This is a genomic window from Dehalobacter sp. DCA, assembly GCF_000305775.1.
Classification (GTDB): domain Bacteria; phylum Bacillota; class Desulfitobacteriia; order Desulfitobacteriales; family Syntrophobotulaceae; genus Dehalobacter; species Dehalobacter alkaniphilus.
Genome location: NC_018866.1, coordinates 149,839 through 175,382, shown reverse-complemented (window position 1 = coordinate 175,382; position 25,544 = coordinate 149,839). Strand labels below are relative to the sequence as shown.

The 25,544-nt window shown below is 39.6% G+C and carries 30 protein-coding genes, 1 pseudogene and 1 riboswitch; of the genes and pseudogenes, 3 read left to right on the top strand and 28 right to left on the bottom strand.

Annotated elements, in window-relative coordinates:
- Positions 1-496: 496 nt before the first annotated feature.
- The 4 genes from DHBDCA_RS00910 to DHBDCA_RS15645 form a co-directional block, all read right to left on the bottom strand.
- Positions 497-919: a sigma factor-like helix-turn-helix DNA-binding protein gene (locus tag DHBDCA_RS00910; protein WP_015042252.1), complete on the bottom strand. Its 423-nt coding sequence runs from the start codon at positions 917-919 to the stop codon at positions 497-499.
- Positions 920-1,887: 968 nt separating this feature from the next.
- Complete coding sequence (locus tag DHBDCA_RS15340; protein ID WP_167967852.1) at positions 1,888-2,058, bottom strand: hypothetical protein; 171 nt, start codon at positions 2,056-2,058, stop codon at positions 1,888-1,890.
- A gap of 47 nt (positions 2,059-2,105) precedes the next feature.
- Complete coding sequence (locus DHBDCA_RS00905; protein ID WP_242824938.1) at positions 2,106-2,954, bottom strand: permease; 849 nt, start codon at positions 2,952-2,954, stop codon at positions 2,106-2,108.
- A 67-nt stretch (positions 2,955-3,021) separates the two neighbouring features.
- A complete protein-coding gene (locus tag DHBDCA_RS15645; RefSeq protein ID WP_051014013.1) occupies positions 3,022-3,300 on the bottom strand; it encodes a MarR family winged helix-turn-helix transcriptional regulator in 279 nt (92 codons plus the stop codon).
- Positions 3,301-3,871: 571 nt separating this feature from the next.
- Between DHBDCA_RS15645 and DHBDCA_RS00895 the strand changes: the two genes are divergently transcribed.
- A complete protein-coding gene (locus tag DHBDCA_RS00895) occupies positions 3,872-5,641 on the top strand; it encodes an IS1634 family transposase (protein WP_015042137.1) in 1,770 nt (589 codons plus the stop codon).
- 186 nt (positions 5,642-5,827) lie between these two features.
- Here DHBDCA_RS00895 and DHBDCA_RS00890 read toward each other — a convergent pair whose 3' ends face one another.
- The 24 genes and pseudogenes from DHBDCA_RS00890 to DHBDCA_RS00770 form a co-directional block, all read right to left on the bottom strand.
- Complete coding sequence (locus DHBDCA_RS00890) at positions 5,828-6,151, bottom strand: carboxymuconolactone decarboxylase family protein (RefSeq protein ID WP_015042248.1); 324 nt, start codon at positions 6,149-6,151, stop codon at positions 5,828-5,830.
- 84 nt (positions 6,152-6,235) lie between these two features.
- Entirely contained in the window at positions 6,236-7,411 is a 1,176-nt protein-coding gene (locus DHBDCA_RS00885) for an MFS transporter (protein WP_015042247.1), read from the bottom strand.
- Between the two features lie 358 nt (positions 7,412-7,769).
- Positions 7,770-9,140: a radical SAM protein gene (locus tag DHBDCA_RS00880; RefSeq protein WP_015042246.1), complete on the bottom strand. Its 1,371-nt coding sequence runs from the start codon at positions 9,138-9,140 to the stop codon at positions 7,770-7,772.
- Between the two features lie 363 nt (positions 9,141-9,503).
- Positions 9,504-10,496: a lipoate--protein ligase gene (locus DHBDCA_RS00870; protein WP_015042244.1), complete on the bottom strand. Its 993-nt coding sequence runs from the start codon at positions 10,494-10,496 to the stop codon at positions 9,504-9,506.
- Between the two features lies 1 nt (position 10,497).
- Positions 10,498-10,767: a biotin/lipoyl-containing protein gene (locus tag DHBDCA_RS00865; protein WP_015042243.1), complete on the bottom strand. Its 270-nt coding sequence runs from the start codon at positions 10,765-10,767 to the stop codon at positions 10,498-10,500.
- A gap of 37 nt (positions 10,768-10,804) precedes the next feature.
- Positions 10,805-11,068, bottom strand: a complete 264-nt coding sequence (locus DHBDCA_RS00860) for a biotin/lipoyl-containing protein (RefSeq protein WP_015042242.1) — start codon at positions 11,066-11,068, stop codon at positions 10,805-10,807.
- Positions 11,069-11,134: 66 nt separating this feature from the next.
- Positions 11,135-11,545, bottom strand: coding sequence for a putative zinc-binding protein (locus DHBDCA_RS00855; protein WP_015042241.1), 411 nt, complete (start codon positions 11,543-11,545; stop codon positions 11,135-11,137).
- A gap of 5 nt (positions 11,546-11,550) precedes the next feature.
- Positions 11,551-11,964 carry a putative zinc-binding protein gene (locus DHBDCA_RS00850; RefSeq protein ID WP_015042240.1) on the bottom strand — a complete coding sequence of 138 codons (414 nt, stop codon included), beginning with the start codon at positions 11,962-11,964 and terminating at the stop codon, positions 11,551-11,553.
- Between the two features lie 68 nt (positions 11,965-12,032).
- Positions 12,033-12,380, bottom strand: a complete 348-nt coding sequence (locus DHBDCA_RS00845; protein WP_015042239.1) for an ArsR/SmtB family transcription factor — start codon at positions 12,378-12,380, stop codon at positions 12,033-12,035.
- A gap of 143 nt (positions 12,381-12,523) precedes the next feature.
- The gene (locus DHBDCA_RS00840; protein WP_015042238.1) at positions 12,524-13,042 is read right to left on the bottom strand and encodes a (Fe-S)-binding protein; all 519 of its coding nucleotides are present in this window, start codon (positions 13,040-13,042) and stop codon (positions 12,524-12,526) included.
- A gap of 24 nt (positions 13,043-13,066) precedes the next feature.
- Positions 13,067-14,212, bottom strand: coding sequence for an aminotransferase class V-fold PLP-dependent enzyme (locus DHBDCA_RS00835; protein WP_015042237.1), 1,146 nt, complete (start codon positions 14,210-14,212; stop codon positions 13,067-13,069).
- Positions 14,213-14,240: 28 nt separating this feature from the next.
- Positions 14,241-14,933, bottom strand: a complete 693-nt coding sequence (locus tag DHBDCA_RS00830; RefSeq protein WP_015042236.1) for a cytochrome c biogenesis protein CcdA — start codon at positions 14,931-14,933, stop codon at positions 14,241-14,243.
- Entirely contained in the window at positions 14,930-15,499 is a 570-nt protein-coding gene (locus DHBDCA_RS00825; RefSeq protein ID WP_015042235.1) for a thioredoxin family protein, read from the bottom strand. The genes DHBDCA_RS00830 and DHBDCA_RS00825 overlap by 4 nt, the downstream gene beginning before the upstream one ends.
- A gap of 145 nt (positions 15,500-15,644) precedes the next feature.
- The gene (locus tag DHBDCA_RS00820; RefSeq protein ID WP_015042234.1) at positions 15,645-16,634 is read right to left on the bottom strand and encodes a lipoate--protein ligase; all 990 of its coding nucleotides are present in this window, start codon (positions 16,632-16,634) and stop codon (positions 15,645-15,647) included.
- A 94-nt stretch (positions 16,635-16,728) separates the two neighbouring features.
- Positions 16,729-17,004 carry a hypothetical protein gene (locus DHBDCA_RS00815; RefSeq protein ID WP_015042233.1) on the bottom strand — a complete coding sequence of 92 codons (276 nt, stop codon included), beginning with the start codon at positions 17,002-17,004 and terminating at the stop codon, positions 16,729-16,731.
- A gap of 50 nt (positions 17,005-17,054) precedes the next feature.
- On the bottom strand, positions 17,055-17,459 hold the full coding sequence (locus DHBDCA_RS00810) for a putative zinc-binding protein (protein WP_015042232.1): 405 nt from the start codon (positions 17,457-17,459) through the stop codon (positions 17,055-17,057).
- Positions 17,452-17,862 (bottom strand): putative zinc-binding protein, encoded by a 411-nt coding sequence (locus DHBDCA_RS00805; protein WP_015042231.1) that lies wholly within the window; start codon positions 17,860-17,862, stop codon positions 17,452-17,454. Before DHBDCA_RS00805 ends, DHBDCA_RS00810 begins: the two co-directional genes overlap by 8 nt.
- A complete protein-coding gene (locus DHBDCA_RS00800) occupies positions 17,855-18,730 on the bottom strand; it encodes a putative zinc-binding protein (protein ID WP_015042230.1) in 876 nt (291 codons plus the stop codon). The genes DHBDCA_RS00805 and DHBDCA_RS00800 overlap by 8 nt, the downstream gene beginning before the upstream one ends.
- Entirely contained in the window at positions 18,723-19,016 is a 294-nt protein-coding gene (locus DHBDCA_RS00795) for a 4Fe-4S dicluster domain-containing protein (protein WP_015042229.1), read from the bottom strand. The genes DHBDCA_RS00800 and DHBDCA_RS00795 overlap by 8 nt, the downstream gene beginning before the upstream one ends.
- Positions 19,017-19,018: 2 nt before the next feature.
- A complete protein-coding gene (locus tag DHBDCA_RS00790; protein WP_015042228.1) occupies positions 19,019-19,399 on the bottom strand; it encodes a hypothetical protein in 381 nt (126 codons plus the stop codon).
- A gap of 19 nt (positions 19,400-19,418) precedes the next feature.
- Complete coding sequence (gene lpdA, locus DHBDCA_RS00785) at positions 19,419-20,810, bottom strand: dihydrolipoyl dehydrogenase (RefSeq protein WP_242824937.1); 1,392 nt, start codon at positions 20,808-20,810, stop codon at positions 19,419-19,421.
- 18 nt (positions 20,811-20,828) lie between these two features.
- The gene (locus DHBDCA_RS00780; RefSeq protein WP_015042226.1) at positions 20,829-21,131 is read right to left on the bottom strand and encodes an ArsR/SmtB family transcription factor; all 303 of its coding nucleotides are present in this window, start codon (positions 21,129-21,131) and stop codon (positions 20,829-20,831) included.
- 150 nt (positions 21,132-21,281) lie between these two features.
- A pseudogene (locus DHBDCA_RS00775) lies at positions 21,282-22,396 on the bottom strand (cation:proton antiporter).
- A gap of 281 nt (positions 22,397-22,677) precedes the next feature.
- Positions 22,678-23,619 (bottom strand): substrate-binding domain-containing protein, encoded by a 942-nt coding sequence (locus DHBDCA_RS00770; protein WP_015042223.1) that lies wholly within the window; start codon positions 23,617-23,619, stop codon positions 22,678-22,680.
- Between the two features lie 205 nt (positions 23,620-23,824).
- Positions 23,825-23,952, top strand: a riboswitch (molybdenum cofactor riboswitch).
- A 96-nt stretch (positions 23,953-24,048) separates the two neighbouring features.
- On the opposite strand from DHBDCA_RS00770, the gene modA reads away from it, so the two are divergent.
- Together modA and modB are read left to right on the top strand one after the other, a co-directional pair.
- Positions 24,049-24,861 carry a molybdate ABC transporter substrate-binding protein gene (gene modA, locus DHBDCA_RS00765; protein ID WP_015042221.1) on the top strand — a complete coding sequence of 271 codons (813 nt, stop codon included), beginning with the start codon at positions 24,049-24,051 and terminating at the stop codon, positions 24,859-24,861.
- A 5-nt stretch (positions 24,862-24,866) separates the two neighbouring features.
- Complete coding sequence (modB, locus tag DHBDCA_RS00760; RefSeq protein WP_015042220.1) at positions 24,867-25,538, top strand: molybdate ABC transporter permease subunit; 672 nt, start codon at positions 24,867-24,869, stop codon at positions 25,536-25,538.
- Positions 25,539-25,544: the final 6 nt, after the last annotated feature.

Sequence of the window (25,544 nt, the reverse complement as noted above, 5' to 3'; positions counted from 1 at the left end):
GTACGAGATGCGACAGTAAGGGTATGCCGTGATTCAGAAATGCATTTACACCCCGAGCATACCCTATGCCACATTCTGTTTTGGTTAATCAAAGTTATTAGTTTTATCCGGCAGACAGTGGTTGACCGTCTCATAGGAATTCCACCTCCCCGTCAGCGACCGGGGCGCGCTCTGGGACTTAACCTCGACTGCACGCAAGTATCATAATTCCTCCGTATGCGTCTTCGCCCTAAATGCAACCGGCATTTATCTATTGCAAGAGTATTGATCGCTTTCACCTTACCTTCATCCAATCCATAAATGGCATTAATCCTTCAGCTGTAATCCGGCGCAATACCGGACAGGTGATCATGGCGTACCTGCAATCTGGCTTCCCTTTACAGGACATACGGGGAAAGTACCCGATAAAACACTTATTCAATTGTCAAGGATCAGTCGAGGGGGTAGAGTATATCCCTCTATTAATCAGCAGATTTTTTAAGCGTTTGTTGCCCCCCTACAAACTATATTTTAAAAATTTTTCCATATTTTTTAGTGCCTGATTGATTGAATGCGCTATTCGGCTTTTATTAACTCCTTCAATCCTTGCAATCTGTGCTTTGCTCATATCCAAAAAGAAATAGGCATAAAGACGCTTTGCTTGCTTTTCCGGCAGACTGTTGATAGCGGCATACAACTCCTGATTGCTCAGTTTTCTTTCATAGATTTCCTCGGGAGATAAGACCAGCAGGACAACATCCTTTTCAATACCGTCGTCAGCGTCAAGAGAATAGTATGCCTTGTGTACACGCCTGCGTTCATAGTCTGCATGGTCTTTTCGGCTAAACTGTTTGAGTAGATTTGCAACCGCTGGAGTCACTTCAACGAAAAAGTCAGATTTATCGACCAGATAATAATCTTTCAAATTGATCTTTGTCATATAGAAACCTCCGTTTTGATTTTTTTGTAAAAAACCAAAACAGAGGTGGAGAGCGGCAACTCTTCTTTTCAAACTTTTCTGTTTTCAGAGCACAACAAGAGAAGCCATATTCAGAAGGATTGTACGAACGCCCATAAAAATGAAAATAACCAAGTTTACATGAAAACGTAAACTCGGCTATAAAAGCTATCTTCTCAAGCAGTTTACTACCCGCTGAATCGTTATCGCCTTTTAGCTTTTGTTGTCTTTTAAAATGGTGATAAAATCTGTGTGTGCGTATAGTATTTGTCTTATGTACTTTGGCAGGGACGGTGAAAAGCTTTATACTGTAATGAGCTTGTCCCATATAATATCAATTCCAACCTACACGGCGGCATCTGCTTTACATAAGATGGTTAAAATTCCACAGGCGTTTTCTTGTAAAGTCTTGTGCTTTTTTTCACAGAAATAAACCCTACTTCCTTTTCATCCTGTTTAATAATACCTGTTACCACCGCCTTTCTATTTTTCAGTTTTTATAACTTCCTGTCATATATAACAGTATTCTGTCGAGCACAAAAAAACAGATGGCCTTGTTTCAACTTCTGTTGATTCAAGACCATCTGCTTACCTATGTCTATTCTCTTTTTGCGGTATTTTTGGTGTAATCGGTGTTTTATTTTTTTTATCATAATATTATCTCCTTCGAGACTCTATGGCTTTACGCCCCTGATTACTTTTTTAAATTTCACTTCTCGAATAAATATTTTCCTTTATACAACATTATTTTCACAATCATCCATTTATGTATATTTTTTACAACACAAAAAGCATTTTACTACATCTTAATAAAATAATAAATATATTTCTGTAAATTTTTGTGCTTATTGATTAAAGAGTAACTAAAATATCCCTAAAGAAGCAAAAAAGCCAGAGAGTTTCAGATATCACGCCCTGGCAGTTCGCATCGGTTCAGATTTTGTTAATGATTACTTATTGCAACAAGAGTTGCCTTCATCTTCTTTTGCTTTGTTCTGATCATTTTCTTTTCCATCAGTAACTTCTTCTATTTCGAAGTTACAACAACATGAATCCTTTTTCGTTTTGTTACTCCCAGTTAAACGACTAAAAAACCCTTTTTTCTCATCTTCATCTTTCATAAACACATTACTCCTTTTTGCTTTTCTTTTTTATATTATGAATATGCCTAGAGAAGCATATTAAAAAGCAGTCCTGATGCTACTGCAGTAACGAATACAATCACAATAAATGCAATAATTATTTTTTTCTTAAATATGCTGGCAAGCATGGTCAACTCAGGGATGGCAATACCCGCTCCGCTAATAATAAATGCTATTACAGCACCGATACTCGCACCTTTCCCCAATAGGGCGATTCCAATAGGAATTGCAGATTCTACACGAATATATAACGGCATCCCGATTAATGCGACAATGATAACAGCAAATGGGTTGTCGGGTCCTGCCACTTTGGCGAGAAGATCGGTAGGCATATATCCGTAAATAGCTGCTCCAATCCCAACACCGATTATCATATAAAGAAATACTGATTTATAATCTCCCCAGGCTTTTAGAAAGGAAACTTTCAGCCTGCTTTTGAACCCCTCCGGCACTTCTCCAATTTGCGGCCCAGACCCTTTGAGGCGAACGTTTTTTACTTGATTGGCCCAACCCATTTTCTCAAGGATTATTCCGAAGATAACTGCGAAAGCCGATGTCAGAACCAAAAAACCGACAGCCACCTTCCACCCCATAAATGCTGTCATTAGAGAGAATACTAAAGGGTCCATTAGCGGGGATGCAATTACAAAAGACATTACCGTGCCAAAGGGAACACCGGCCTGCAAAAAACCGAGTGTTAACGGTACAGTGGAGCATGCGCAAAAAGGTGTCACGGCTCCAAAAAGCACCGCCATAATATTACCCCAGATACCCTTGCCCGACATCCATTTTTTTAGTTTGTCCTGAGGAATATACATTAATACTAGGGCTATAATTGTGCTGATTCCAATAAAAAGAACGGTGAGTTCTGCCATAATCGTAATGAAATACTTCAGGGTAATGATTAACGTGTTCAAAAAAACATCTCCTCTAAAAAGTATATTAGAAGCTTGAGTCAAATGGTTTATTATTTTGTACCGCTTCTACCAGCATTTCCAATGAATTTTCGATTTGTTCAATTTGTCCGGACTCAAAATCTTCCAATATGCCTTGAACATATTCAGTATATTTCTCTATTATTTTTGTCATTACTTCTATCCCTTTCGGTGTAACTGTCACACAGCATACCCGCCCATCGACCAGCGATTGTTCTCGTAAAACATATCCCTTTTGTTCCAGACGATCTATAATCCGGGTTGCACCACTCTTGGTAAAATTCAAAGCGATGCCGATTTCCTGAATTGGTATACTCTTTGTATTTTAGAATTTTTTCTAAAGACCATAAATTCTACTAGGAAAGATCTGCACAGCATTCGCCATTGAAGCCATGGTCTCCAAAATTCCAGGACAGTTCCAGCATCAAATTGTAGATATCTGTTATTCTTTCATCCATCATGCCACTCCAGAAAATAATATAGTTGATATCATCAACTATATTATACGCAGATTTAGTTGTTTCCGTCAACTATCTCAATGGATATTTTTGCATTATTTCTTAATCCAGATGAACTTGTCAGTTAAAATATTTTTTTAACTTCTAACAACTACTTGTATAAAACAAAAGAGCGTTACTTTCTTCGTTTATTTAATCTTAGAAAGTAACGCTCCTGACTTTAGGACTTATAAGACGAAAAACTGCTAGCACTCAGCCCTGAAAACCGTTTAGATAGCGGAGTTCAGGGCTGATTTTTATGTAGAAAATATATTATATTTTGTCCTATTATGTCCTTTTATATTAGTTGCGATTATGGTATAATAGTTTTAGATATTTTTATCCAGAGGAGCCTTCTGTATGTACGTTGCCATAACAGGCTCGGGCAAGGCCCGGGTCATACAGTTTAGAGAAGATACCCGTATTCCGGGAACAACGAAGAAAAAGACGCATGTCGTGAAGACGATTGGTAACTATGAACGAATGCTCGCTGAGGATCCGGACATTATTGCCAAGCTTAAGGCTGAAGCAGCTGAACTGACAAGGGCAAAGAAGGAAACGAACGCTCCTCTCGCTTTAAGCGTTACCGTTATGGACATCACATCACCTCAGGATGTTGTTCCTTCCTTCAGGTTCGGTCATGCGCTAATCAAACAGCTTTGGAGCACTATGGGGTTAGACGCCTTTTTTCTTGCTAATTGCGGAAAGCGCAATGCTACAGCTGTTGGACAAGCTCTATTCTACCTTGTCGCCCATCGCTGCGCAGATCCTTGCAGTATCCATGCGAGTGCATTGGAACAGAATTCCTATGCGGGTATCCTTTCTCTTGGGATCGATGTCCTTTACGATGTTCTTGATGTACTCTCCCAGCAGAAAGAGGCCATCATAAGCCACCTTGCTGACTTCTTTGAAAAGAAAACCAGCCGCAGTGGTCCTGAAGCATACTATGACGTCACAACGTACGCTTTTGAGAGCACCCGCTGGGGCGAATTACGAATGTTTGGCTTCTCGAAGGATCACAAAAATAACGAAGTTCAGGTGGTCATGGGGCTGCTTTTGGACAACAACGGCATACCCATAACGTATGAACTTTTTCCAGGCAACACGATGGATCAGTGTACTCTGACCCGATCGGTAGAGAAGCTTAAGAGTCTGTACAGGCTGGAAAAGATCACGGTGGTTGCCGACAGAGGACTCAACAGCGGCAGCAATCTTGAGTACCTCTGCAAGGGTGGGCACGACTTCGTCATCAGCTATACTTTAAAGCGTTCTCCTGACTCCTTTAAGGAACTTGTATGGAACGACGAAGGATGGCAAGATAGTGTGGACCTTGCCACAGGGGAGATAACCTCTCGTTCCAAGATCGTAGAGCAAATACTGGAGGTCAAGGTTCCCATAGATCAGGATGAGGAAAGTGCTGAAAAGAAAAAAAGAGGAAGGCCCAGGAAGTACACTATTGAAAAAATTCCCGTAAAGATACACTTAACCTGGTCGGCCAAACGGGCTAACAAAGACAGATCCGACAGGGAACGCGTACTAGAGAAGCTCAAGAAACGCCTTGACAAACCCTATCAGCTTAAGGCTGCAGTAAAACGGGGTTGCAATCAGTTTTTGCAGATGGAGCTTGACACAGAAGATTGGAAGCTGGATGAAGCAAAAATTGAGCAAGCCGCCCGCTATGATGGGTATTATGCGGTCATTACCAACAACCTGAACTTGAGCACAGATGAGGTTTCCAAGATATACGGAGGACTATGGAAGATCGAAGAGAGTTTTAGAATACTTAAGACTGACCTTAGAGCACGACCGGTTTTCGTATGGAATGACGAACATATTAAGGGGCACTTTGCCATGTGTTTCATCGCGTTATGCATACTCCGTTATGCACAGTACTTACTCGAACAATCAATGGGCAAGAGCGTTTCGGCCGCGCAAATCATGGAAGCAATACAGGACCCCCTTGCATTAGTTCAGGGAGAATACCCAAATAATATCGTTACCCCAACCCAAGTTTCCCAGACTTATCTCGATCTCGCATCGATACTCAAACTGACTCCTCTAAAGACAAACATGACACTGACCAAGTTCCGTTCATGCACAAAATTGGATCTAACAATAAACCTAAAATAATAGGACAATTTAAAATCGCTGAATCTCTTGCGCATCAAGTGATTCAGCGATTTTTCGTCTTTTATCTTCTAAAGTCAGGAACAACTACTTGTATAAAACAAAAGAGCGTTACTTTCTTCGTTTATTTAATCTTAGAAAGTAACGCTTCTTCTAATATTCAAATTTATTAATAGTAACTACGTAGAATTATTTTGGACAACCGCAGTCCACATTACCAGCTACGATTTCAGTCCACTCTCCTAAGACATCATGCGTCCAACAATCATCAGCACCTGCTGCTTCCCTCATCACCAAGGCAAAAATATAGGCCAATTCGCGAGGAGTAGCTCCTGCGTCTAAAGCACCTTTAAAATGTTTAATCACACAGGGTTTTGACCGGGCTTTAATTGACACTGAAAAACAAATGAACTGATAAGTCTTTTCATCAATGAGCCGTTTTTCTTTATACAGCTCATCAATCTCATCAAACTTTTGGGCAAATTCCGGAAATAACTCGGCAAGCATTCTCATAATAACGTATCCTCCCTTTATTAAGTAAACTTTTTAATTTATTATAGCATTTTATAATGTAAAATTTGATATATATTTTCTCTATTACTTCAACTCCACGCTGTTAAGCATAAAGCTCTTTTTTACCAGAAGCACTGCAAGGATTAAAACAATTAGCCCTATTCCATAAACAGAAAATAACGTTAGATAGCTGCTGTTCCCAACGATCCGGCTTCCAATCGCCGTTCCCAATCCACCGCCACCCATCATGCAAAATGCGACAAGAGACATAGCTACGCCCCTCCATCTTTCTGCAAATCCGGTAGCGATTGTTAAAAACGTAGAATGGGCAAGCATTAGACCTAAACCTAATAAGCCAACACCGATAATAAAAATAGCTAACACATTTCCCAACAAGATAAAGATCAGATTCCCAACTAATGTACAGATAAGACCGATCAAGATCGTCTTTTTGCGTCCAACTCTGGAAGCAATCTTTCCCGAGATACGTCCGCCTGCCACAGCCATCAGACCAAACACCGTCATAATTAAGCCAATCATGAAGTTATTGAAATCATAGGTTGTTTTAATAAATCCTCCAAGGAAAGAAAATATTCCCATCAAGAGAAAACCTTCAAAAAGTACCAACAGATAAATTTTTAGGCTTAAAGGATTTGTAATAAGGTTTATATAGGGTGTTAAGACCTGACTGGTTTCGCTCTTGCTGGAAGGAATTTTTTTGCCTACTGTCAGTAACAGCACTGTTGCAATAACCGATAATAATGCATATACGGCAAAAACACCCCGCCAATTTAAAAAATAGGCGATAGATCCCCCAAGAAGCATGCTTAACCCCTGCCCCAAAAAAGAAATCCCTAAGAATGTACCAATCGCTGACTGGCGTTCATTTATAGGAAAGATATCTCCGATTAAAGCCATTGATACCGGCATTACTGACGCAGCGAAAATTCCGGTCAGCGCGCGGTAAATAACTAAATCAGTTAACCCAGACCCTAATGCGCATAACGCAGTGGCGATGGTAAAGAATACCATGGAAAAACTGATAACCTGTCTTTTGCCAAATTTATCGGCTAGATAACCAAAAATCAATTGAAATAGACCGAAAGGCACCATATAAGCAGTAATAATCAGAGCAGAACTCGCTATATCCACACCAATATCTTTTGAAATCGAAGGCAGGATAGGTGATACTACCCAATTATCTGCCATGACTACAAATCCAGCTAGGCCAAGTATTAACAGTATTTTTTTTGAATTCATGTGTGCATCCCCTCTACCCTGTTATTAGCAACAGCCTGAACTGCCACAGCAGCCAGAACCACCTTCACAGCAGGATTGTTTCCCGGGAGCGACCCACCCTGTTGTATCTCCTACATATTCGATGGCACCTACAGGACATAGATTACCGCATCCGTGACAACCATCAACGCATCCTTGAGGAGAAACTACGATTGGCCTGTTTCCTTGTAATTCGAAGACTCCATGGCTACATTTGTTAAAGCAAACCCCACATTCTAAACACACTTCATAATTTAATACCGGATACCATTTCTCTGACATCGATAAGCTCCTCTCATTCTTAATTTTTTCGAGTTATAGATAACTTTCTTCGATTTGCTTATGGGCATTGAATGACTCCTTGTCCCCATAAGCATCCCCCGCATGTTGGAAAAGTATTGCCAAAACAATCCTCCTCATTGTTTTCCGCTAAATTGCATGGCCCGCATTGAAGGCAAGGCGAAAAGTCAAATGTGTTAACTTTTTCTCTAAAATCATAATATTCTTTGGAATTCCAGATATCTTTAAGTTTTTTTTCTTCAATGTCTCCCAAAGAATAATTTGATACTTCTCTTTGAATTTTTCCCATACTAAAATAAGTTTTATAGGAATGAAGCAACCCCATGCAAGGACTTACTTTCCCGTCCCATCTTACAAATGTACATCTTTCTTTAATAAATCTGCAGCTTTCGGTTTCTGCCCCAACTTTGTTTTTCATAATACTGATATTATCGCAGTCTCTAAACAGCTCATATAAGGGTTGTTTGGTTATTTCTGTCATATCTATGTTGGGAATGTTTATTGGTATTGAACCTACGTAATGCTTTCGATTACTTTCTACACCCAAATCACATACCATTTCTTCAACCATGTCTTCACTGTAGGGAATTACGTTGCTTACCGACACCATTTTAGCCCCGACCTTCCTGGCAAGGACTCCAAGATTCTTCAATTCATTAATGTTCTTTTTCATCACAACAAAAGCAATCCCAACTTTTACTTTGCGACAACTATTTCTATTTATTTTTTTTAAATGTACCAGGTTTTGAACTACAGCGTCGAAATTTGCCCCTGCTCTAATATCTTCAAAATTCTCGGCACTTGACCCATCGAATGACACCCATAAGGTGTCAAGTCCGCTTCTAATCAATCCTTCTGTCATTTCCTCATTTAACAATGTCCCATTGGTGACCATTTCAACGGTAAGGCCAAGAGATTTAATCCTCGCGATCATATAAAGGATATCTGGATGGAAGGTTGGCTCTCCGAAACCGCCAAACATAACTGTGCGGAGAGTCTTGAATTCTTTAATTTGCTCGACTAAGCTATCAAAGACGTTAATATCCATTGATCCCAAAGGCTCGTTCCAAGTCTCCCTTATACATGTCCGGCAATCAAGGTTACATCTGGACGTTGGTTCAATATATAATTTAGAAAGACTATGAATATTGGGGTAAATCTCTACTTTATTTTCATATAGAACTACCTGTATAGATGATCCATTCTCCATACCCAGCATCTTTACCAATTCTGCCGGAAAAATCGGTTGATTGTTTTCGCCTGCCTGGATTAAATATTTTTTAGGGACATCATTATCTATCATTATTTCCGATTCACTGATCGAGCTACAGCCACAGCCTCCCCCTACCAATTTCTGGTTCACCTGCACCGTCAGTTCATCCTTAATAATCGCCTTATTATCTTCTTTCACTACTCTTCTCCTTATCAATATCTATTAGTAACTGCCCTATTTAAAGCGGACCTTTCATACCATGCTGCTTTATCTCTACTTCCTTTAACAACAAATGTTGCAAGGGCAGCAATGGCTCGCCATCCTCAATTATTGGTTCAATATGGAAAAGACAAGAGGTTTTATCTTCATCTGCCTTATTTATTGTCCTATACTTAAAACAGCTTATTTGACCGTCAGCCTGAGAAATCCCCAGCCCGCAATTAGAACAGTTTTTCACCATCTTTTTAGTCAGCGGACCTGCCGCCTCCTCCTTAACCCCAGTTTCAAAATCTTCAGGAACAGATAATCTATTAAAAATCTACACTCACTTTATTTGTAGGTTTAATAATGATGAACTTCTTCAACAAACCAATTGATGACATCCTTGTACTCTTGTTTCTCCTCGTAATCGTTATACTTCTTTTGTATTGCGTCAGCATCAAACGGCAATCCAGTGAAAAGACTTTTTATGTTTTCTACCAACCGGACATCCATTGCATCTGAATATATCTGAATATTTTTAATCAAACCTTTTTCAACATTTAAATTAATACTTAGTTCTCCCCAATGAAAGCGGTTGGCAAATGATATCTGACATTCGGGGGTATCTCCAAATCTCCAATCCCACGAACAATGTTTTCTATAAATAGAGTCCAGTTTGTGCATATCGAGCTCAGCGTCAGTGATTTGGACATAGTCCACCCCATAGTTCAGCGCAAATTGCTTCTTTATACTCTCTTTTAAGGCATTAATTGTAATACTGGAATTCAAATCTTTGAGATTAATTACCCTAGCTCTGATAGATTCAATTCCTTTAGATTGGATTTTTTTCTCCGAGACCTGCAAATATTTCGTCATTTCAGTAAAATCACAATCCACTAATAGGGTTCCATGATGCAAGACTTTATTTGCATTATGATAAAAGGCATTTCCGGAAAATTTTTTACCATTGGCCAGAATATCATTTCTGCCCTTAAATTCAGCTATAATCTGATGATCAGCTATGGCATCCGTGATGATTTTGACCTGTTTGTCAAAATCATAATTAGCCTGATCTATTAATAAGCTAAAATTCAGGTTCCCCAAATCATGATAAACCGCGCCACCGCCTGAAATCCTGCGGGCCAGCCTGCCGCCATCTTCCTCAAAAAGCCTAATGTTGCATTCTTTCCAGGGATTCTGATTGGCGCCTATGACAATGGTCTTATCGTTTTGCCATAACAATAAGATGATTTCTTCAGAGGTCTTAGAATTCAGTAAATATTCTTCTGTTGCCAGGTTTAGCCAGGGGTCGTTACCCTTCGGTTCCATAACTTTCAATTTTATCTTTGGCATATTATTTTTGCTCAACACTAAGATGCTCGGATTCTTCAATTACTTTACCATCAACTGTGAGTACAACCACTCCTGGCTCCAAGTATTCCCCTCTAGTCAGGTTGATGTCTAAGACCTTTCCTTCAAAATTAGCCTTAATTACCGTACTAATTTTTTGGGACTCCACATTAAATAAATTGTCTCCACATTTGACGAAGTCTCCTTCATTAACAAACAGGCTACCCACATTGCAGACTGAGGCTATATAATCTTTTACTTTTATTTCCAACATTTCCAATTACCTCCTGAATATGTTTATTAAAGTTTTCTTAATTTGCTATGATTGTCTTAGATTCTTTTACCACCTGTCCATCCACTGTTAAGATAATACTGTCCGGCTTAACTACATTCCCACCTGCTAAGTTCATGCTGATGATTTCACCTTCAAAATTAGCATAAATTGCTGTGTTTATTTTATTAGCCTCTATCGTAAACAGTCCCTCACCACAATGGACCGAATCCCCTTCTTTGACAAACACTCTGCCAACTTTAAAGATTCCACATAAATTCTTGTTAAGTTTTATTTCTAACATTATTGGTTACCTCCAGCATGCGGTCATTTATCTTCGGCAAGCACACGCTACATTGCCATTCACAATTTATTTATTCTCATCAACCAGGCGATCGAGCTTCACCCTGATTTGCTCCGCTACTTTATCCACCATTTCCAAATGTTCCTTGGATAGATTCCGGGTGGAGAGAACAGGACTCTCCGCTGCTTCTTGACCAATAATATCTGAAACTTGAACCGTATCACTGACTTTTCCGCTCAATTCTTCCGTCGCTCTCTTGGCGCACCATTTACCGCAACCGTCGACTGTAATGGTAGGAAAGAGTGTAGCAAAGACTCTTTCTTCTTCCCCTCCGGCTATAAACAGCGGCAGGCAAATGGTAACCGATTCGCCTAACCGGATGCGTTCCAGGATTTTTCTCGTAGCTAAACGCGAGATCGTACCGCCCAGACAATCCTCCCCACTGCAAGAAATTACTCCTACTTTAACTGGTTCCATTTTTTTCATACCTCGCTTTCATATACTTTTTGAACTCGGTCCGCAACTTTGAGTGCCGCCTCGTCCACAATTTTCCAACCATCATCGTTTAAAGCAGTAGCATTCCCCGGTTGAATTCCCCGGTAGTCTTTCAGTATCTCCAGAATCCGAATCTCTTCTGCGACACTACCTCCTGCATGCGCTACGCTTTTAGCCGCACACATTTTGGGACAGCCATCGATGGTTACACATTTTCCCTGGGCAATTTTCTCTTTGATTTCTGGGTCTTCGGTTACAATGTAGGCTAAACAGGGGGATTCCGTTTCTGCCACGCAAAGCTCGCTTACGATCTTCAAGGCAATCTCTCTGGCTAAAAGACCGTGAACCTTGCCTATCCCGCTGCAGGGAACTACTTTTACTTTTTCAGACATTAAATTCATCTACCTTTCTTCTCTTAACTTCTTAGTATTGATTAAAATTAAGTTTTTTTCCAAAACACTTGGAAGTCTTATTGCTTCAGTTTTCTTGTACAGGATTCGCCATCAAGATCCACTAATCGCTCATACGCTTCGTTTAATTCCGGAATTTCCTGAAGTGGTTTGGCAATATAATCCATAAACTCTTCCATCGTATTGTTCAGCAAGGCAGTATTTAAACTGCATACTCGACGCTGCCCTTCCTTTCGTTCCTTGACCAAACCGGATTGTTTCAAAACCTTAAGGTGCTGGGATATGCGCGGCTGACTAATTTGCATAATTTCTTCAAGCTCGCAGACGCATAAATCTTTAAAAGATAATAGTTTAATAATATTTAAGCGAGTTGGTTCTCCCAGGGCTTTAAATCGGCTTTCAAACATTTATTTAGCTCCTTATAAACATATAATTATATATTTATATATTATATGACTGTGAAATAGTTAACAATGTTTTTCAGAATTAATATTTAAAAAGTCAAGAAAACATTGTCCTCTTCACTATACAGAAAATGTAAATAATTGAATTAAAAATCTAAAAGTTCAACAATTTCATTAAAGTTTTCTTTTTTATCCTGAAGGGAAAGAGGTGTACATAATTCTATATTTTTAGAGGAAGATATTAGTTTGGCTGCAAATGCCATACAGGATAGCTCCCCGCACATTTTGCAATTGGTTTTTGGTAAATATCTATATATATCCAAGACTGATGGTTTTTTGCGCGTTTCATACATGGGGACAAGCAAATCTTTCGTATCATGTGTTTCGTTGATTAGATCTTTTATAGTATCGCTCATTTCATAAGCCTCGGACTCATTGATAACTTTTGCAACAGCCAAAGAATCCCTGTAGATTGTAATCATTTTAATTCCTTGATTAAATGTAAGGTTTTTTGCTTGGTCGTTATATTGCGCAGTTTTTATCCGACGGTTTAAGTAGGGTAAAATATCTGCAATATCTCTCGAAAATTTTGCTTTAAACCTCATTTTTTCAGTATCGGCTGTACACGGTTCGATAAATGTAATTTGTATTTTCTCTAGGTACATTTTTAACACCCCTCGAATAATATGTTAATTGCTACTTATTGATTTTAGTGCTTCAACCAAATGATCAAGTTCATGTTTTTCATTAAAATAGCCTATCCCTACTCTGCACGTGCCTGATTTTTCGGTACCAATAATTTGGTGTGCACTCGGAGCACAATGTAGCCCGGAGCGGATCATGATGCTGAAGTTTTGGTCTAATTCATAGGCTACTTCATTACAGGATTTATTCTTTAAATTAAATGGGATGACCCCAACTGTTTTACTGCTGTCTTGAGGACCGTAAATTTTTATATCGTCAACTTCTTTTAATCTCATCAAAGCATAATTCACAAGTTCAATTTCCTTTTTAACGATATGATTTAGACCCTCTTTTTGAATAAATTTTAGACCTTCGTGCAGACCAATTATTCCTGGAACATTTAAAGTTCCAGTTTCAAATCTGTTCGGATAATAATCGGGCTGATATTCATAAGCAGAATCACCGCCGGTTCCACCAGACTTTAGCGGGTATATGTCTCCTTCCCAGTTTATAATAAGACCTCCGATACCCATAGGGCCAAGGAGACTTTTGTGCCCGGTAAAGGCCAGCAAATCAATATTTTGCTTGACTATATCAATAGAGTGAGCCCCTGCTGTTTGAGCGACATCAACCAAAAATGGGATGTTATGTATTCTGCATCTTCGGCCAATCTCCTCGATAGGCTGAATCGTACCCAGAACATTTGAAGCATGATTTATGACTACCAAAGAGGTATTTTTTTTTATTAGTTTTTCAATATCATTGGCATTTGTATAACCTTCCTCCGAACAAGGTATTTTAGAAATACTAATTTCTAAATCTCTTTCAACAGTCTTAATACACCGCCATACTGCATTATGCTCCACGCTGCTTACAATGACATGGTCTCCTTTTTTCAGAATACCTTTTATAGCCAGATTCAATGATTCTGTAATATTGGAAGTAAAGATAACTTTTTTGGGGTCGTTAAAATTAAAAAAATTAGCAATTGCTTTGCGGGTTTGATAAACGAGCATGTCGGCTTCAATTGCTTTTTCATAAGCGCCACGACCGGATGTGCAACCATTTTCTATCATAAAATCATACATAGATTGGACAACAGTTTTAGGTTTAGGAAATGATGTTGCGGCATTATCCAAGTAGATGCCCATAATCAACAGCCTCCTTGTTTTTTTATAGCTAAAACGCTAAATAAAACATATAAAATGCAATCAGTAAAATGACCCCACCCATAAAATACTTTAATACTTTACTGAAGATGCCATATCTTCCGCTGGAAGTCACTTTTTTCACCAAGCCCACAGATGTTCCTGCTGCCAATACCAGCACACTGTGGCCAACTGAGTATAAGAGCAGGAGTAGCACTCCCCATGCTACATTTCCACTCCGAGCTACAATACCCAATAAAACAACTAATACAGGAGTTGCACAAGGTGATGAAAACACCCCACCCAATATTCCTGTAACGAATGCTCCTATGTATCCTTTTTTTGTTGTTTTGCTTGTGAGAAATGTAGAGGGAATAAAATTATACACTTCCCAAGTTTGGAGTGCCATCAACACCATTAAAACACCCAGTGCAATGTACCACCACGGACTTGATGTTCCAATAAGTTTCCCTAGCAATGAAGCGGCTGTTCCGAGGGTTGTAAAAGTAACTGCCATTCCAAGGGCAAATGCAAGTGATAATCTGAAGGCTTTTTTAGGATCATTATTCCCTGTACCGCCAACATATCCTATCACAAGAGGAACACTTGTCAGTGCACAAGGAGTGATAGAGGTTAATACTCCCGCAAGCAACGCCAGTATCGGCGCAAGCCAAAAACTTTCAGAAATGAGTGTTGACAATGTTTCCAGCCACAGATTTATCATTCCTTTAACCCCATTTCCTTCAGTGCAGCACGAATCGTTTCCTCTGTCATACCGCCTTCATGAGTCGTAAATACATGCTCGTTCGTATCCTTTAAAGAGTACATCTTCATTTGAGAGGCTTTGGGGTCAGATGGAGTATATGGTTTACCGTCCTTATCAAAAAATACCTGTGTAGGGATCACACTAATTGGATATCCTTCTGCCAGTTCTTGATATTTCCACACATCGACAAATTTAATGATTGCTTTTCCCTGCAGTTCCTCGTTTAGTTTCGCCAAAACAGGGGCCATTTCCTTACACGGGATACAGGAATCAGCACCAAAGTCTATCATAATGGGCAGTCCGTAGGATTTAAGCTTCTCAAGGTCTAGTTTCTCTGTAACATGAAGTGCAAAGTCTGCTGATTCTGCCGTACTGATGTCAGAGCCTACTATATTATCAGCCATTGGCTTTTGTTCATCATTTTTAATGAACCATATCGCACCAATAGCTAGAATAATGAGGATTGGAATGATAATTTTTAATGCATGTTTTTTGAACATGCTTTCTTTTTGGCTGTTTTCCATTGTAATTAATCCCCCAATAATTTTTTAGTCTATTTATCACAGCCTAAGTACTTTTACTAGTCTTATCACCTGGTTTGATCTTCCTATTAATATCCTCAACGATTAACAGTCTCCTCCACATCCGCGACAGTCTTTTCTATGTTTTCTAGAAAAATAATTCTATAAATTCATCATTGCTCAGCTTATGTATATATCGCGAAACATCCGCCTTTTCTATTATGTTTCTGATTACAACAAGATCGTATTTTTCACCAATAAACAAATTCTCTAATATTTCTTTTGGATTTTCCTCAAAGAAATCTCCGTATAATTTTAATTGGGTAATCAAACCGTCCTCTATGTTCATTTCCAGCGATACCATTCCTGAAGTAAATCTCATTTCCTTCTTATAGTTCGACTTTGGCGATTGTCCATAGTTCCAGTCCCATGTACTGTATTTTGTTTTTTCTAATTCGGTAATTGCCGTTATATCCTCAGCTGTCAAATCATAATGCCTGACCGGCTCTTGTTCATAGTCAAACATGCTCCTAATAAGCGTCTGGCGGAACTCCGCTAAGGTAATATCTTTATCAATATAATCACCAATATTGGCAACCCTGCTTTGCATAGATTTAATTCCTTTGGACTCAAACTTATCTTGTCTTACTTTTAATGCTTTGGCTAATACTGTTAAATCACTGGAAAACAAAAGAGTGCCATGATGAAGAACCTTATCTTTATAAAAATATTGCGCATTTCCAGAAAACTTTTTGCCATCAATCAAAATATCATTTCTGCCGCTGAACGATGCTGTTACATCATAGATTTCCAAACACTTTATCACGGGCATAGCAAAAAATGAAAAATCGTTTCTGTATACCTCTGCATTGTTTTTTATGATAGTGAAATTCAAATTGCCCAAGTCATGGTATACTGCGCCGCCTCCGGATAATCTTCTTACGACTTTAATGTTTTTGTTCTCTATATACTCTGCATTGAGTTCTTCATAGGTGTTCTGATTCTTTCCGACTACGACAACCGGCTCATTTTGCCATAGTATCAGGACATCATCTTTTAAAGCTTTGTATTTTAAAAAGTATTCTTCCAAGGCTAAATTTATAAAAGGATTGGTTGAATTGTTAATAACGTTAATCATTTTTGCCTCTCTATGAAGTATATCTTTTATTTTGGCAATGCAGACGCATCATGAACGATACGTCTGCATTTAGCTTAGCTTAGCCTTTCAATCATTAACAACCGCAAGCGGAGCGTTTTACAGCAAAACCATTTTCGGTCTTAATAATTTCCGGAGCCTTTAACGCCGCTGCAAAATCTTTTTCATAAACAAATTTAGTGCCTTCGAACTCTTCAACCACATCGTCTTCTTTCACATGATCAAAAGAAATATCAAACACCGGTCCTTTGCAGCCACATCCTGAAGCATAAAATCTTGCCGCTGTTTTTCCTTCCTTTGTCATAGCATCCTTTAGCTCCGCAAACACTGTTGGTTCAATTTTGATATTCATAATATCCTCCCTCAATAAATTAAAATATATGATCAATAGTCAAGCTTTCCTTATTCAGCCACTATCTTATCAACTTTTTTGCATATTTCTTCCGCTATTTTATCCACCATTGTATAATGCTCCTCGGTTAAATCCCTCGCCGATACAGTCTTATCCAAGGCAGCCTCTTCCCCTAAAATATCGGAAATAACCAAGGCTTCACTCACATCACCGCTAAACCTTTCTGTCGCCTTTTTGGCGCAGCTTTTGTCACAGCCATCTACAGAAATTACAGGATACGCTTTGGCAAAATTGCGTTCCTCCTCACCTCCAGCTATATAAAGCGGCAGGCAAAGTGAAGTTGTCCGGCCTATCCGCAGCTTTTCCATCACTTTGCGCGTAGCAAGTCTGGAGATTGTACCGCCAAGACATTCTTCGCCGCTGCAAGACAGCACCCCAATTTGTACGTCAGGCATTGTTTTTTCCCTCCTCCACCAATTCTGTAACTTTCGCAGAGATTTTTTCAGCCAGTTCATCTACAATGATCCAACCGTCTTCAGAAAGTGCCGTACCCGTTCCTGGATTAACACCCTTATGGTTCTTCATCTCATCAATAACCCTAAATTGTTGTTTGACAATCCCGCCCTCAAATTCCACGCTTTTAGCAGCACAAAGTTTAGGACACCCGTCGACTGTGATACATCTTTGACCTGCTACTTTATCCCTACCCTCGGCATCTCCGGTAATAATATGAGCAAGACAGGCAGTTTCAGCTTCTTTGGGGTTAAGTTTATTGGTCACTTGAAATACAGCTTCTCTTGTCATAAGACCAAAGGCTTTTCCAATACCACTGCAGGGTATTATTTTTATTTTAGACATGGAATTCATCTACCTTTCGCTTTAATATTTTAAAGTAAGTATCAAAGGTATGAAGAAGTTCCTTATCACTCTCAAAGTCTGCTAATTCAAGTTCTGCAATCCAGCCCTCTTCATAAGGATTTTGATTGATAAGTTCAGGTGCTTCTAACAGCTTATAATTCACCGCCGTGACAGTTCCGCTTACCGGACAGACAATTTCAAATACTGCTTTGCCTGATTCAATTGTACCGACTTCTTCAAACTGTTCAATCTGACTGCCCAGAGCAGGCGGAGTAAAAAACATAATGTCCGATAAGCTTTTTTGGACAAAATCAGTTACGCCGACTCGTGCTTTATTACCAATCACATAGGCCCAGCAGTCATTTTCATTGAAGTAAAACCCTTCTTCTTTAGGCAATCGAAATACAAACTTATCCTTGGTATAGCTTTCATACTCGAAGCTTTCAGGAAAAGCCGATGAATCTTCAGCCTTATTCTGCTCGTTCTTTGTTAGCAGCTTATACTCCTCTTTTAACAGGCTATCTGTTACAATTCCAGCTAACCGCAATTCGTTTTCACCCAATACCAAATTTTCCCCGAGGACGATGTTGTTTGTCTTTGCTTCGTCCGCAATATTGATTTTCTTAGAAACCTTAATTCCTTTTTCCGCTGCCAGTTTGCTGGCACATCTTGTGGCACAGCCATCGATAACAATAACAGGATTTTCTTCCGCTAATTTATTATATCGGGCATCCGAAACGCGATAGAATACTGGACATATAATCTTGCTGTCCGATTTTTGAGTCAGTTTTACCGCAACCTCTTTGGTGATGCACCCTGCACATTTATCGAGACCATTGCAGGGTAAAACCGCATAGGCTTTACTCATCACTTACTGCCTCCTGTCTGATTTCCTTGATCCGCTTGGTGGTTTCTGTCTTGTTGGGAAACTCAATCGCATCTAAGCCACAGGTTTTTCCGCAAGCACGGCAGAACACAACACAATTGTTTGGGTTCTTGACACTGAATTTTTGTTCTGCCTCCTCATTCACCTCAAATACCTTATGAGGGCAAAATTCTACACATTCCATACAATAGTTGCACTTCGTGAAGTCTATTCTTGGGCTCCAATCAATTTTTTCTCGGGAAACGCCCATAAATGTTGATTCACTCATGATTATTCATCCCCTTCATATCCCAATTCCTTGAGCGCATTTTTAACTACATCAAAGGCCTTTTCATTGGTCATATCACGGATATCCAACATTACAGCGTCTTTTTCTACATCTAAACCAGCATCTTTAAAAGCTTGTTTGAACATCTTTCTTTGCATATTGGGAGCACAAGCCCCGATGATCACTTTTCTATTTGCTTTTAAGAAGTCGGCAAGAAAACGGTCGCCATCCTCTTCGCAGAGTTGCGGATGAATAAATCCATATTCTACCGGTAGCTCAACTCTTACCTGATTGATGAAATCCCAAATATCCATCGCATGAAAACCGGGACACTTTCCTGTGCATACACACAAAATAAATCCATAACGTTCTTTTTCTCCCATGATAAAATCCTCCTATTTGTTATATTTTATGAATTGCCCTGCCTACAGCATCTGCACAAGCTTCCCACACAGCTTCATTCAAACTAGGGTGCGGATGGATCATGTCGGCTATGGTGTCAGCCTTTGCTTTTAAAGTAATAGCCAGGGTTATTTCTGAAATCATTTCGGAAGCATTCGCTCCCAATATCTGTCCGCCAATAATAGTATTGTCCATCTCGACAACAATTTTGACAAAACCATCTCGTTCACCTAAACATAAGGCGCGTCCATTGTTTCTGAATTGAAATCTGCCAACTTTCACTTTTATTCCTGCACTTGATGCTTCTTCCTCAGTCATCCCTACGGAAGCAACTTCCGGATTGGTATAAATACAAGCCGGAACCGCGTTGTAATTTACTCTACCAGCAATTCCCAAAGCATTTTCAGCGGCTGTCTTCCCCTCCATAAAGGCAAGATGGGCCAAAAGATTTCCTCCTATTACATCTCCTGCGGCATAAACACCTTCGATATTGGTTTCCATGTTTTCGTTCACTACTAAGGCACCATTATTAATGTTCAGCCCTAGTTTTTTAAAGTCTTCACTGTCTGAATTGAGTTTTCTTCCTACAGCCACCAAAATCTTTTCACAGCTGAGGGTTAAATTCTTGTCCTTGTCGATATAGTGTACCTCAAGCCCATCCTCTGTTTGTTCAATTCTTTGAACCGTGGCAGCTAACTTAAAGGAAATTCCTTGTCTTTTCATAATTTTCAATAATTCAGTGGCTATCTCAGTATCTTCAATAGGAAGTATTCGATCCATCATTTCAAGAATGGTTACCTTGCTGCCCACAGCGCTAAACATTGTGGCAAATTCCAAGCCGATAACGCCTGCCCCAATAATAACCATACTTTCGGGAACCTTTTCCAAATGCAGTGCCTCGTTACTTGTTAAAACACCCTCGCTGTGAATATTTTCTATATCAGGAACTAATGGTCTAGCCCCTGTGGTAATAATCATCTTGGCGCAATGAACTTCTATTTCTTCTTCCTGTGTCCATACAGAAATCATCTTTGGATTTTGGATTGTACCTCTGCCTTTGAGCACAGTGACTCCTGACTTGGGCAACAATTGGTCCAAACCTAAACCCAAACTCTTAACCACACGGTTTTTTCGCTCATTGCTGACATCCCATTTTATGTTAATACCTTTGTCTTCAATTCCAAATTCTTTGGATTTCTTTAAGATTGAGACAATCTCTGAAGTCCTGAGCAGGGCTTTTGTAGGAATACATCCTCTATTCATGCATACCCCACCAAGCTCTTTATTTTCAATAAGAACAACATCTGCCCCGAGCTGGGCAGCCCGTATAGCTGCGACATAACCGGCAGGACCGCCACCTAAGACAGCTAGGGTCGTGTCAATCTTCTTCACCACCTAAGACCTCCTCCTTTAACAGCTAAGCTCACACTTATCTTTTACTGTTGTAATTTCAGTTAATAGATTTTTTGCTGTTTCACAGCCCTCTTTATTTAGTGAATAGTGCGTCCATTTTCCGACACGATGACTACCAACAAGCCCTGATTCACATAGTATTTTCATATGATGTGACAAGGTTGATTGCCCGATATTAAGTTCCTCCAATATTTTACAGGCACATTTCTCTCCACTTCGCAGCATCTCAATGATCATTAATCGGTTTGGATCACAGAGTGCTTTAAACACCTTTGCATTTTTCTCATACCTGCTCTCCAATTCTTCCACCTCATATCTATTTTTGTCGATATGTTATATTATGTACAATATATCGATATTAGTCAATATGTTTTCCCATTTTTAAAATTGTTTATATAATACTAAGTACGGCTTAACTCACTTGGTAAAAATTCATAACACACAAGAATCTTATCTACTTCCATCGTCATGTCCCCCTTGTAAAACTTGTTCTTGTAAAACTTTTTTAGGGAAGAAGAATTTTTGGGCAATCAGGGTCGGAATAACAGCGCTTAGAATAACGACTGTTACAATCACGCTATATTGAGAACTATTAATATATTTGTTTGTTATACCGTATAAAGCAGAAATCGTTCCGAAGGTCAGTCCTGTACTCATTAGAAGGGTGGTATAAATCCCTTCCCTCCTTTTGAAATTGAAGAACTTGGTTGCCGGAAGTACTCCGATGAACTTAGCACCAACTTTGACAAGTAATAGGATTACTATCAGCGAGAATGTTACAGTAAGAGTTTTTAAAGAAACAAGAGAGCCTGCTTTGATAAAATAAAACGGCGTAAATGCGACAAAGGCAATAGCCCGCATCTTATGGAGTGTCTCTTTATATTGTAGGAAAAATCCTGCCATAGCCAGACCGATAATGTAAGCGGGTAGTACCGCTTCGCTGCCGGAATAGACCGCAAGGTAACCCAATAATACAAGGATAAGCAAGACAAACTTAATCTCCGGTTCACTGACTTTCCCGCTGTATCTTTCAAAAATCCGTTTGGCCAGCGGGATTCCGGCAAAACATACCACAATGACTGCTCCTGCAAAAATCAACAATTTATAAGAAAAGCCTGTGAAAAGAAGGCCTAACGCCAGAACCGTTCCTAAGTCGGTAATAAAACAAGCCGCCAGGATCGATTGCCCGAAAGAAGTAGAACTGAGTCTACTTTCGACCATCACGGCGTAGACAACAGCAACTGAAGTAGTAGATAAAGCAATACCTGTAATTTTCGAGGCATTTACATCCCAACCAAGCAAATAATACGCTACAAGCATTCCACAAACACAAGGCACACAGGGGATAGGAAACCAATAACAACACTTTGTTTGAGATTTTTCTTTAGGCTGGCAGGGTCAATCTCAGCCCCTGCCAGAAAGGTAAGAATGACGGCTCCAAGGCTGGCCAGGAAATTTACCCAGTCGGTAATCTGGAGGTGTATTACATTCCCCGCAACTACGCCAACTATGATTTCGATTAAAGCTAAAGAGATCCCTAGACGAATTGAGATAAGACTAGCCATAAAGGCTAAAAAAATCCATACTGTCGCAATTAAAAAAGTCTGATCCACTAATACTTACACCCTCCCCTTAAATAAATAAAATAAGCTCCTACCTTGCATAATTGAAAGGTAGGAGCCATTAGCCATAGCATATGCGAGCCCCATCGCAAGTAAGGTTTTGCCTTACTGATTTCTATATTAGCATAATTATTTTCTTAGCACAATAATGGGAAGAATTTACTTTCATTTTGCGCATCTCAGCCTACTTTTGGGAAATGAAATGTTATTGCTACTATGTCACGTTATATTTCTGCAACGATTTTACCCATGTCGCTTGTATCGTAACCACCAATATTTGCAAATTCATTTTTGAAAGCTGCAGAACGGATGATATTTAGCATTGTTTGGACTTCAGGCGATTGAAAATCTTCTTTTTTTACAACTAAATCATAGCGTTCTTTCTTAAGAGGAATGAAATCAATATTATCAACTTGTCTCGCCATCTTTTCGTTGCCCACTGCCACATCAGCTTGTCCGCTGCTTATGGCGCTGGCAACTGCTAAGTGTGACTGGTTTTCTTTCTTATAACCTTTAATTGCACTTCCATATATCCCAAGGAGTTTTAAGTTTTCATCCAAAAGGACTCTTGAACCAGCTCCATATTCCCTGTTAATCATTGTAATGTCATCTCTTCCAAAATCTGCCCATGTCATAATCCCTTTTGGATTGCCTTTGGCCACATACAATCCTTGTATACGGCATGTAAGGTGAATAATCACAGTAGGAACACCAGGAAGCAGTCTTCTGACATAGGGTACATTATACTGATCTGTATCACTGTCCCACAAATGTGTGGAAGCAACGTTAATCTTATTTCTGTATAGGGAAACTAAACTGTCATAACTTCCTATATACGCCCTTAGGGCGGGAATATTGTGCAGTCTCATATAATTGGAAAGAATATCAAGAATCAAATCCTGACCGCATATAATAAAACCCTCTTGTTTTTTTTCGTTGCCGAGCAGGCTGAAGTCGGCTAAGTTATTTGCTGATGAATTAAGGGCAGATTGGCTTTTCTTAGAACGGGATATATAATCCTGCACGTCATTTTCTGTAAAACGAACCTTTCTTCCTACTTTATAAGAGCTGATTTCGCCTTTTCTAATCAGGTCATAAATCGTACTTTTGCTGACATGCAGCATGGCAGCCACATCTTGGGTGGAAAGCGCCTTTTTTTCCGTCATATGCATCCTCCTAAACATTAGATCAATGTGCGAAATTCAATAAAATGCTATATACCAATTATTACTATATTGACTTACTGTTCCAAATAATATAATCTGAGATATAGAACATATATATTATGCATCTATGTTATGTTTCGTATTATATCGCACATTTTATTTTATTTCAAGTGCGAATATGTACGAAATGAAACATAACGGAACTGAATATTATTATCTCCGAGCGGGAATGCCTAATTATTTTTTGGCAGCCGGCCAGGGCTTTACAGCCCTCGGGGTGTATTTGGAAACGAATATGCCTTCACTATGAAAAGGAGGTGGCGATCGATGCTTATTTAGCATGCCGTAGCGCACACTCGTTTGATGCGTTTTTTTAATGTCAATACTTAGGTAACGCAAATAGCAATAAGGCATACGAGGAGAAAAATTATGAATAGAAAATATATAGCTGGAATTTTAGTATTATTCGTTTTTATGGCTGCGCTGACAGGATGTAAGGCATCAACTTCTACAGCGAAGGATACCGCTGATCAAACGGTTGCTAAAACTGGCGTGAAAATCACCGTTGCCGCTGCCGCTGATTTATCTCTTGCCTTTAAAGAAATAGGAGAATTGTACGAAAAAGCCACCGGAAATGAAGTTGAAATCACCTACTCATCTTCGGGGACAGCCAGAGAACAGATTGCCAATGGTGCGCCATATGATGTTTATGCCTCGGCCAATATCAAGTTTGTCGATGACCTGATTGCTCAGGACAGAATCATCGCCGACAGTAAAGAATTGTACGCCATTGGTCGCGTGGGTGTGGCAACACTCCTAAACAGCCCACTTCAGGTTAAAGAAGCAAGCTATTTATTAAATCCGAAATTCAAGAAAATTGCCATCGCCAATCCAGATCACGCCCCCTATGGTTTGGCCGCCAAAGAAGCACTGGTATCCATGGGTTTGTGGGATCAGCTCAAAGACAGATTGGTCTATGGCAAAGATATTCAGGATACCTTGACACTCTTAAAGTCGGGCAATGTTGAGGCAGCTTTTATCTCCCTTTCAGTGGTTAATAAAGATGATGTCAACTTCCTGCTCTTTGATGATAAACTGCATAACCCTTTGAAACAAGCCATAGCCATCGTTAAGACGACGCAACACGAGCAAGTAGCTAGAGATTTTATAAAATTTGTTAACGGGGAGCAAGGCAGGAATATTATGAAAAAATATGGTTTTGTCCTGCCGGGTGAAGTGTAAAAAACATGGAGAACATCGACCTTTTCCCTCTTTTTTTGTCCTTACGGGTGGCGTTTACCGCAACTTTTATCGGAGTTGTTTGTGGTTTGCCGCTAGCCTATCTATTAAGCCGCCGCCAAGGAAAATTATGCGATTTTATCGATACGCTGACAAACCTTCCCATTGTCTTGCCGCCAACAGTCCTGGGCTATTATCTGCTGGTCTTACTGGGCCGTAATTCCTGGGTAGGTAAATTTCTGGAAGAACAGTTCAACATCATGATTGTATTTACAATGACAGGGGCAGTTATTGCCGCCACTGTCGTGTCCATTCCGTATCTGATCAAAGCATCCAAGGCCGCTCTTTCCGAAATCAACGAGGATTACCTGAATGCGGCCAGACTTTTGGGAAGAACTGAATTCAATATATTTGTGACCATTATGATCCCGATTGCCTGGAGAGGTATTATCTCCGGCATCACCATGTCCTTTGCCAGAGCTTTGGGGGATTTTGGCGCAACATTAATGGTTGCCGGTAGCATACCTGGTAAAACTCTCACCATGCCAATTGCCATTTATGACTCTTTGCAGGCCGGTAATTATAATATGGCCAATTTTCTCGTTCTGATCATGACAAGTGTTGCCGTTGCGGTTTTGTATATTGTCAATCGGCTGGAAAAAAAGATGAAGAAGGGGTGAGGAAAA

Coding starts and splice junctions, on each gene's coding strand:
- DHBDCA_RS00825 (WP_015042235.1), bottom strand. CDS start 15,499: ATGGAAAACAGCCAAAAAGAAAGCATGTTCAAAAAACATGCATTAAAA.
- DHBDCA_RS00835 (WP_015042237.1), bottom strand. CDS start 14,212: ATGGGCATCTACTTGGATAATGCCGCAACATCATTTCCTAAACCTAAA.
- DHBDCA_RS00865 (WP_015042243.1), bottom strand. CDS start 10,767: ATGTTGGAAATAAAAGTAAAAGATTATATAGCCTCAGTCTGCAATGTG.
- DHBDCA_RS00830 (WP_015042236.1), bottom strand. CDS start 14,933: ATGATAAATCTGTGGCTGGAAACATTGTCAACACTCATTTCTGAAAGT.
- DHBDCA_RS00795 (WP_015042229.1), bottom strand. CDS start 19,016: ATGAGTGAATCAACATTTATGGGCGTTTCCCGAGAAAAAATTGATTGG.
- DHBDCA_RS00890 (WP_015042248.1), bottom strand. CDS start 6,151: ATGAGAATGCTTGCCGAGTTATTTCCGGAATTTGCCCAAAAGTTTGAT.
- modB (WP_015042220.1), top strand. CDS start 24,867: ATGGAGAACATCGACCTTTTCCCTCTTTTTTTGTCCTTACGGGTGGCG.
- DHBDCA_RS00845 (WP_015042239.1), bottom strand. CDS start 12,380: ATGTTTGAAAGCCGATTTAAAGCCCTGGGAGAACCAACTCGCTTAAAT.
- DHBDCA_RS00870 (WP_015042244.1), bottom strand. CDS start 10,496: ATGCCAAAGATAAAATTGAAAGTTATGGAACCGAAGGGTAACGACCCC.
- modA (WP_015042221.1), top strand. CDS start 24,049: ATGAATAGAAAATATATAGCTGGAATTTTAGTATTATTCGTTTTTATG.
- DHBDCA_RS00860 (WP_015042242.1), bottom strand. CDS start 11,068: ATGTTAGAAATAAAACTTAACAAGAATTTATGTGGAATCTTTAAAGTT.
- DHBDCA_RS00770 (WP_015042223.1), bottom strand. CDS start 23,619: ATGACGGAAAAAAAGGCGCTTTCCACCCAAGATGTGGCTGCCATGCTG.
- DHBDCA_RS00820 (WP_015042234.1), bottom strand. CDS start 16,634: ATGATTAACGTTATTAACAATTCAACCAATCCTTTTATAAATTTAGCC.
- DHBDCA_RS00895 (WP_015042137.1), top strand. CDS start 3,872: ATGTACGTTGCCATAACAGGCTCGGGCAAGGCCCGGGTCATACAGTTT.
- DHBDCA_RS00790 (WP_015042228.1), bottom strand. CDS start 19,399: ATGGGAGAAAAAGAACGTTATGGATTTATTTTGTGTGTATGCACAGGA.
- DHBDCA_RS00905 (WP_242824938.1), bottom strand. CDS start 2,954: ATGGCAGAACTCACCGTTCTTTTTATTGGAATCAGCACAATTATAGCC.
- DHBDCA_RS00815 (WP_015042233.1), bottom strand. CDS start 17,004: ATGAATATCAAAATTGAACCAACAGTGTTTGCGGAGCTAAAGGATGCT.
- DHBDCA_RS00800 (WP_015042230.1), bottom strand. CDS start 18,730: ATGAGTAAAGCCTATGCGGTTTTACCCTGCAATGGTCTCGATAAATGT.
- DHBDCA_RS00805 (WP_015042231.1), bottom strand. CDS start 17,862: ATGTCTAAAATAAAAATAATACCCTGCAGTGGTATTGGAAAAGCCTTT.
- DHBDCA_RS00810 (WP_015042232.1), bottom strand. CDS start 17,459: ATGCCTGACGTACAAATTGGGGTGCTGTCTTGCAGCGGCGAAGAATGT.
- DHBDCA_RS00910 (WP_015042252.1), bottom strand. CDS start 919: ATGACAAAGATCAATTTGAAAGATTATTATCTGGTCGATAAATCTGAC.
- DHBDCA_RS00855 (WP_015042241.1), bottom strand. CDS start 11,545: ATGGAACCAGTTAAAGTAGGAGTAATTTCTTGCAGTGGGGAGGATTGT.
- DHBDCA_RS15340 (WP_167967852.1), bottom strand. CDS start 2,058: ATGAAAGATGAAGATGAGAAAAAAGGGTTTTTTAGTCGTTTAACTGGG.
- DHBDCA_RS00850 (WP_015042240.1), bottom strand. CDS start 11,964: ATGAATTTAATGTCTGAAAAAGTAAAAGTAGTTCCCTGCAGCGGGATA.
- DHBDCA_RS00885 (WP_015042247.1), bottom strand. CDS start 7,411: ATGAATTCAAAAAAAATACTGTTAATACTTGGCCTAGCTGGATTTGTA.
- DHBDCA_RS00840 (WP_015042238.1), bottom strand. CDS start 13,042: ATGTACCTAGAGAAAATACAAATTACATTTATCGAACCGTGTACAGCC.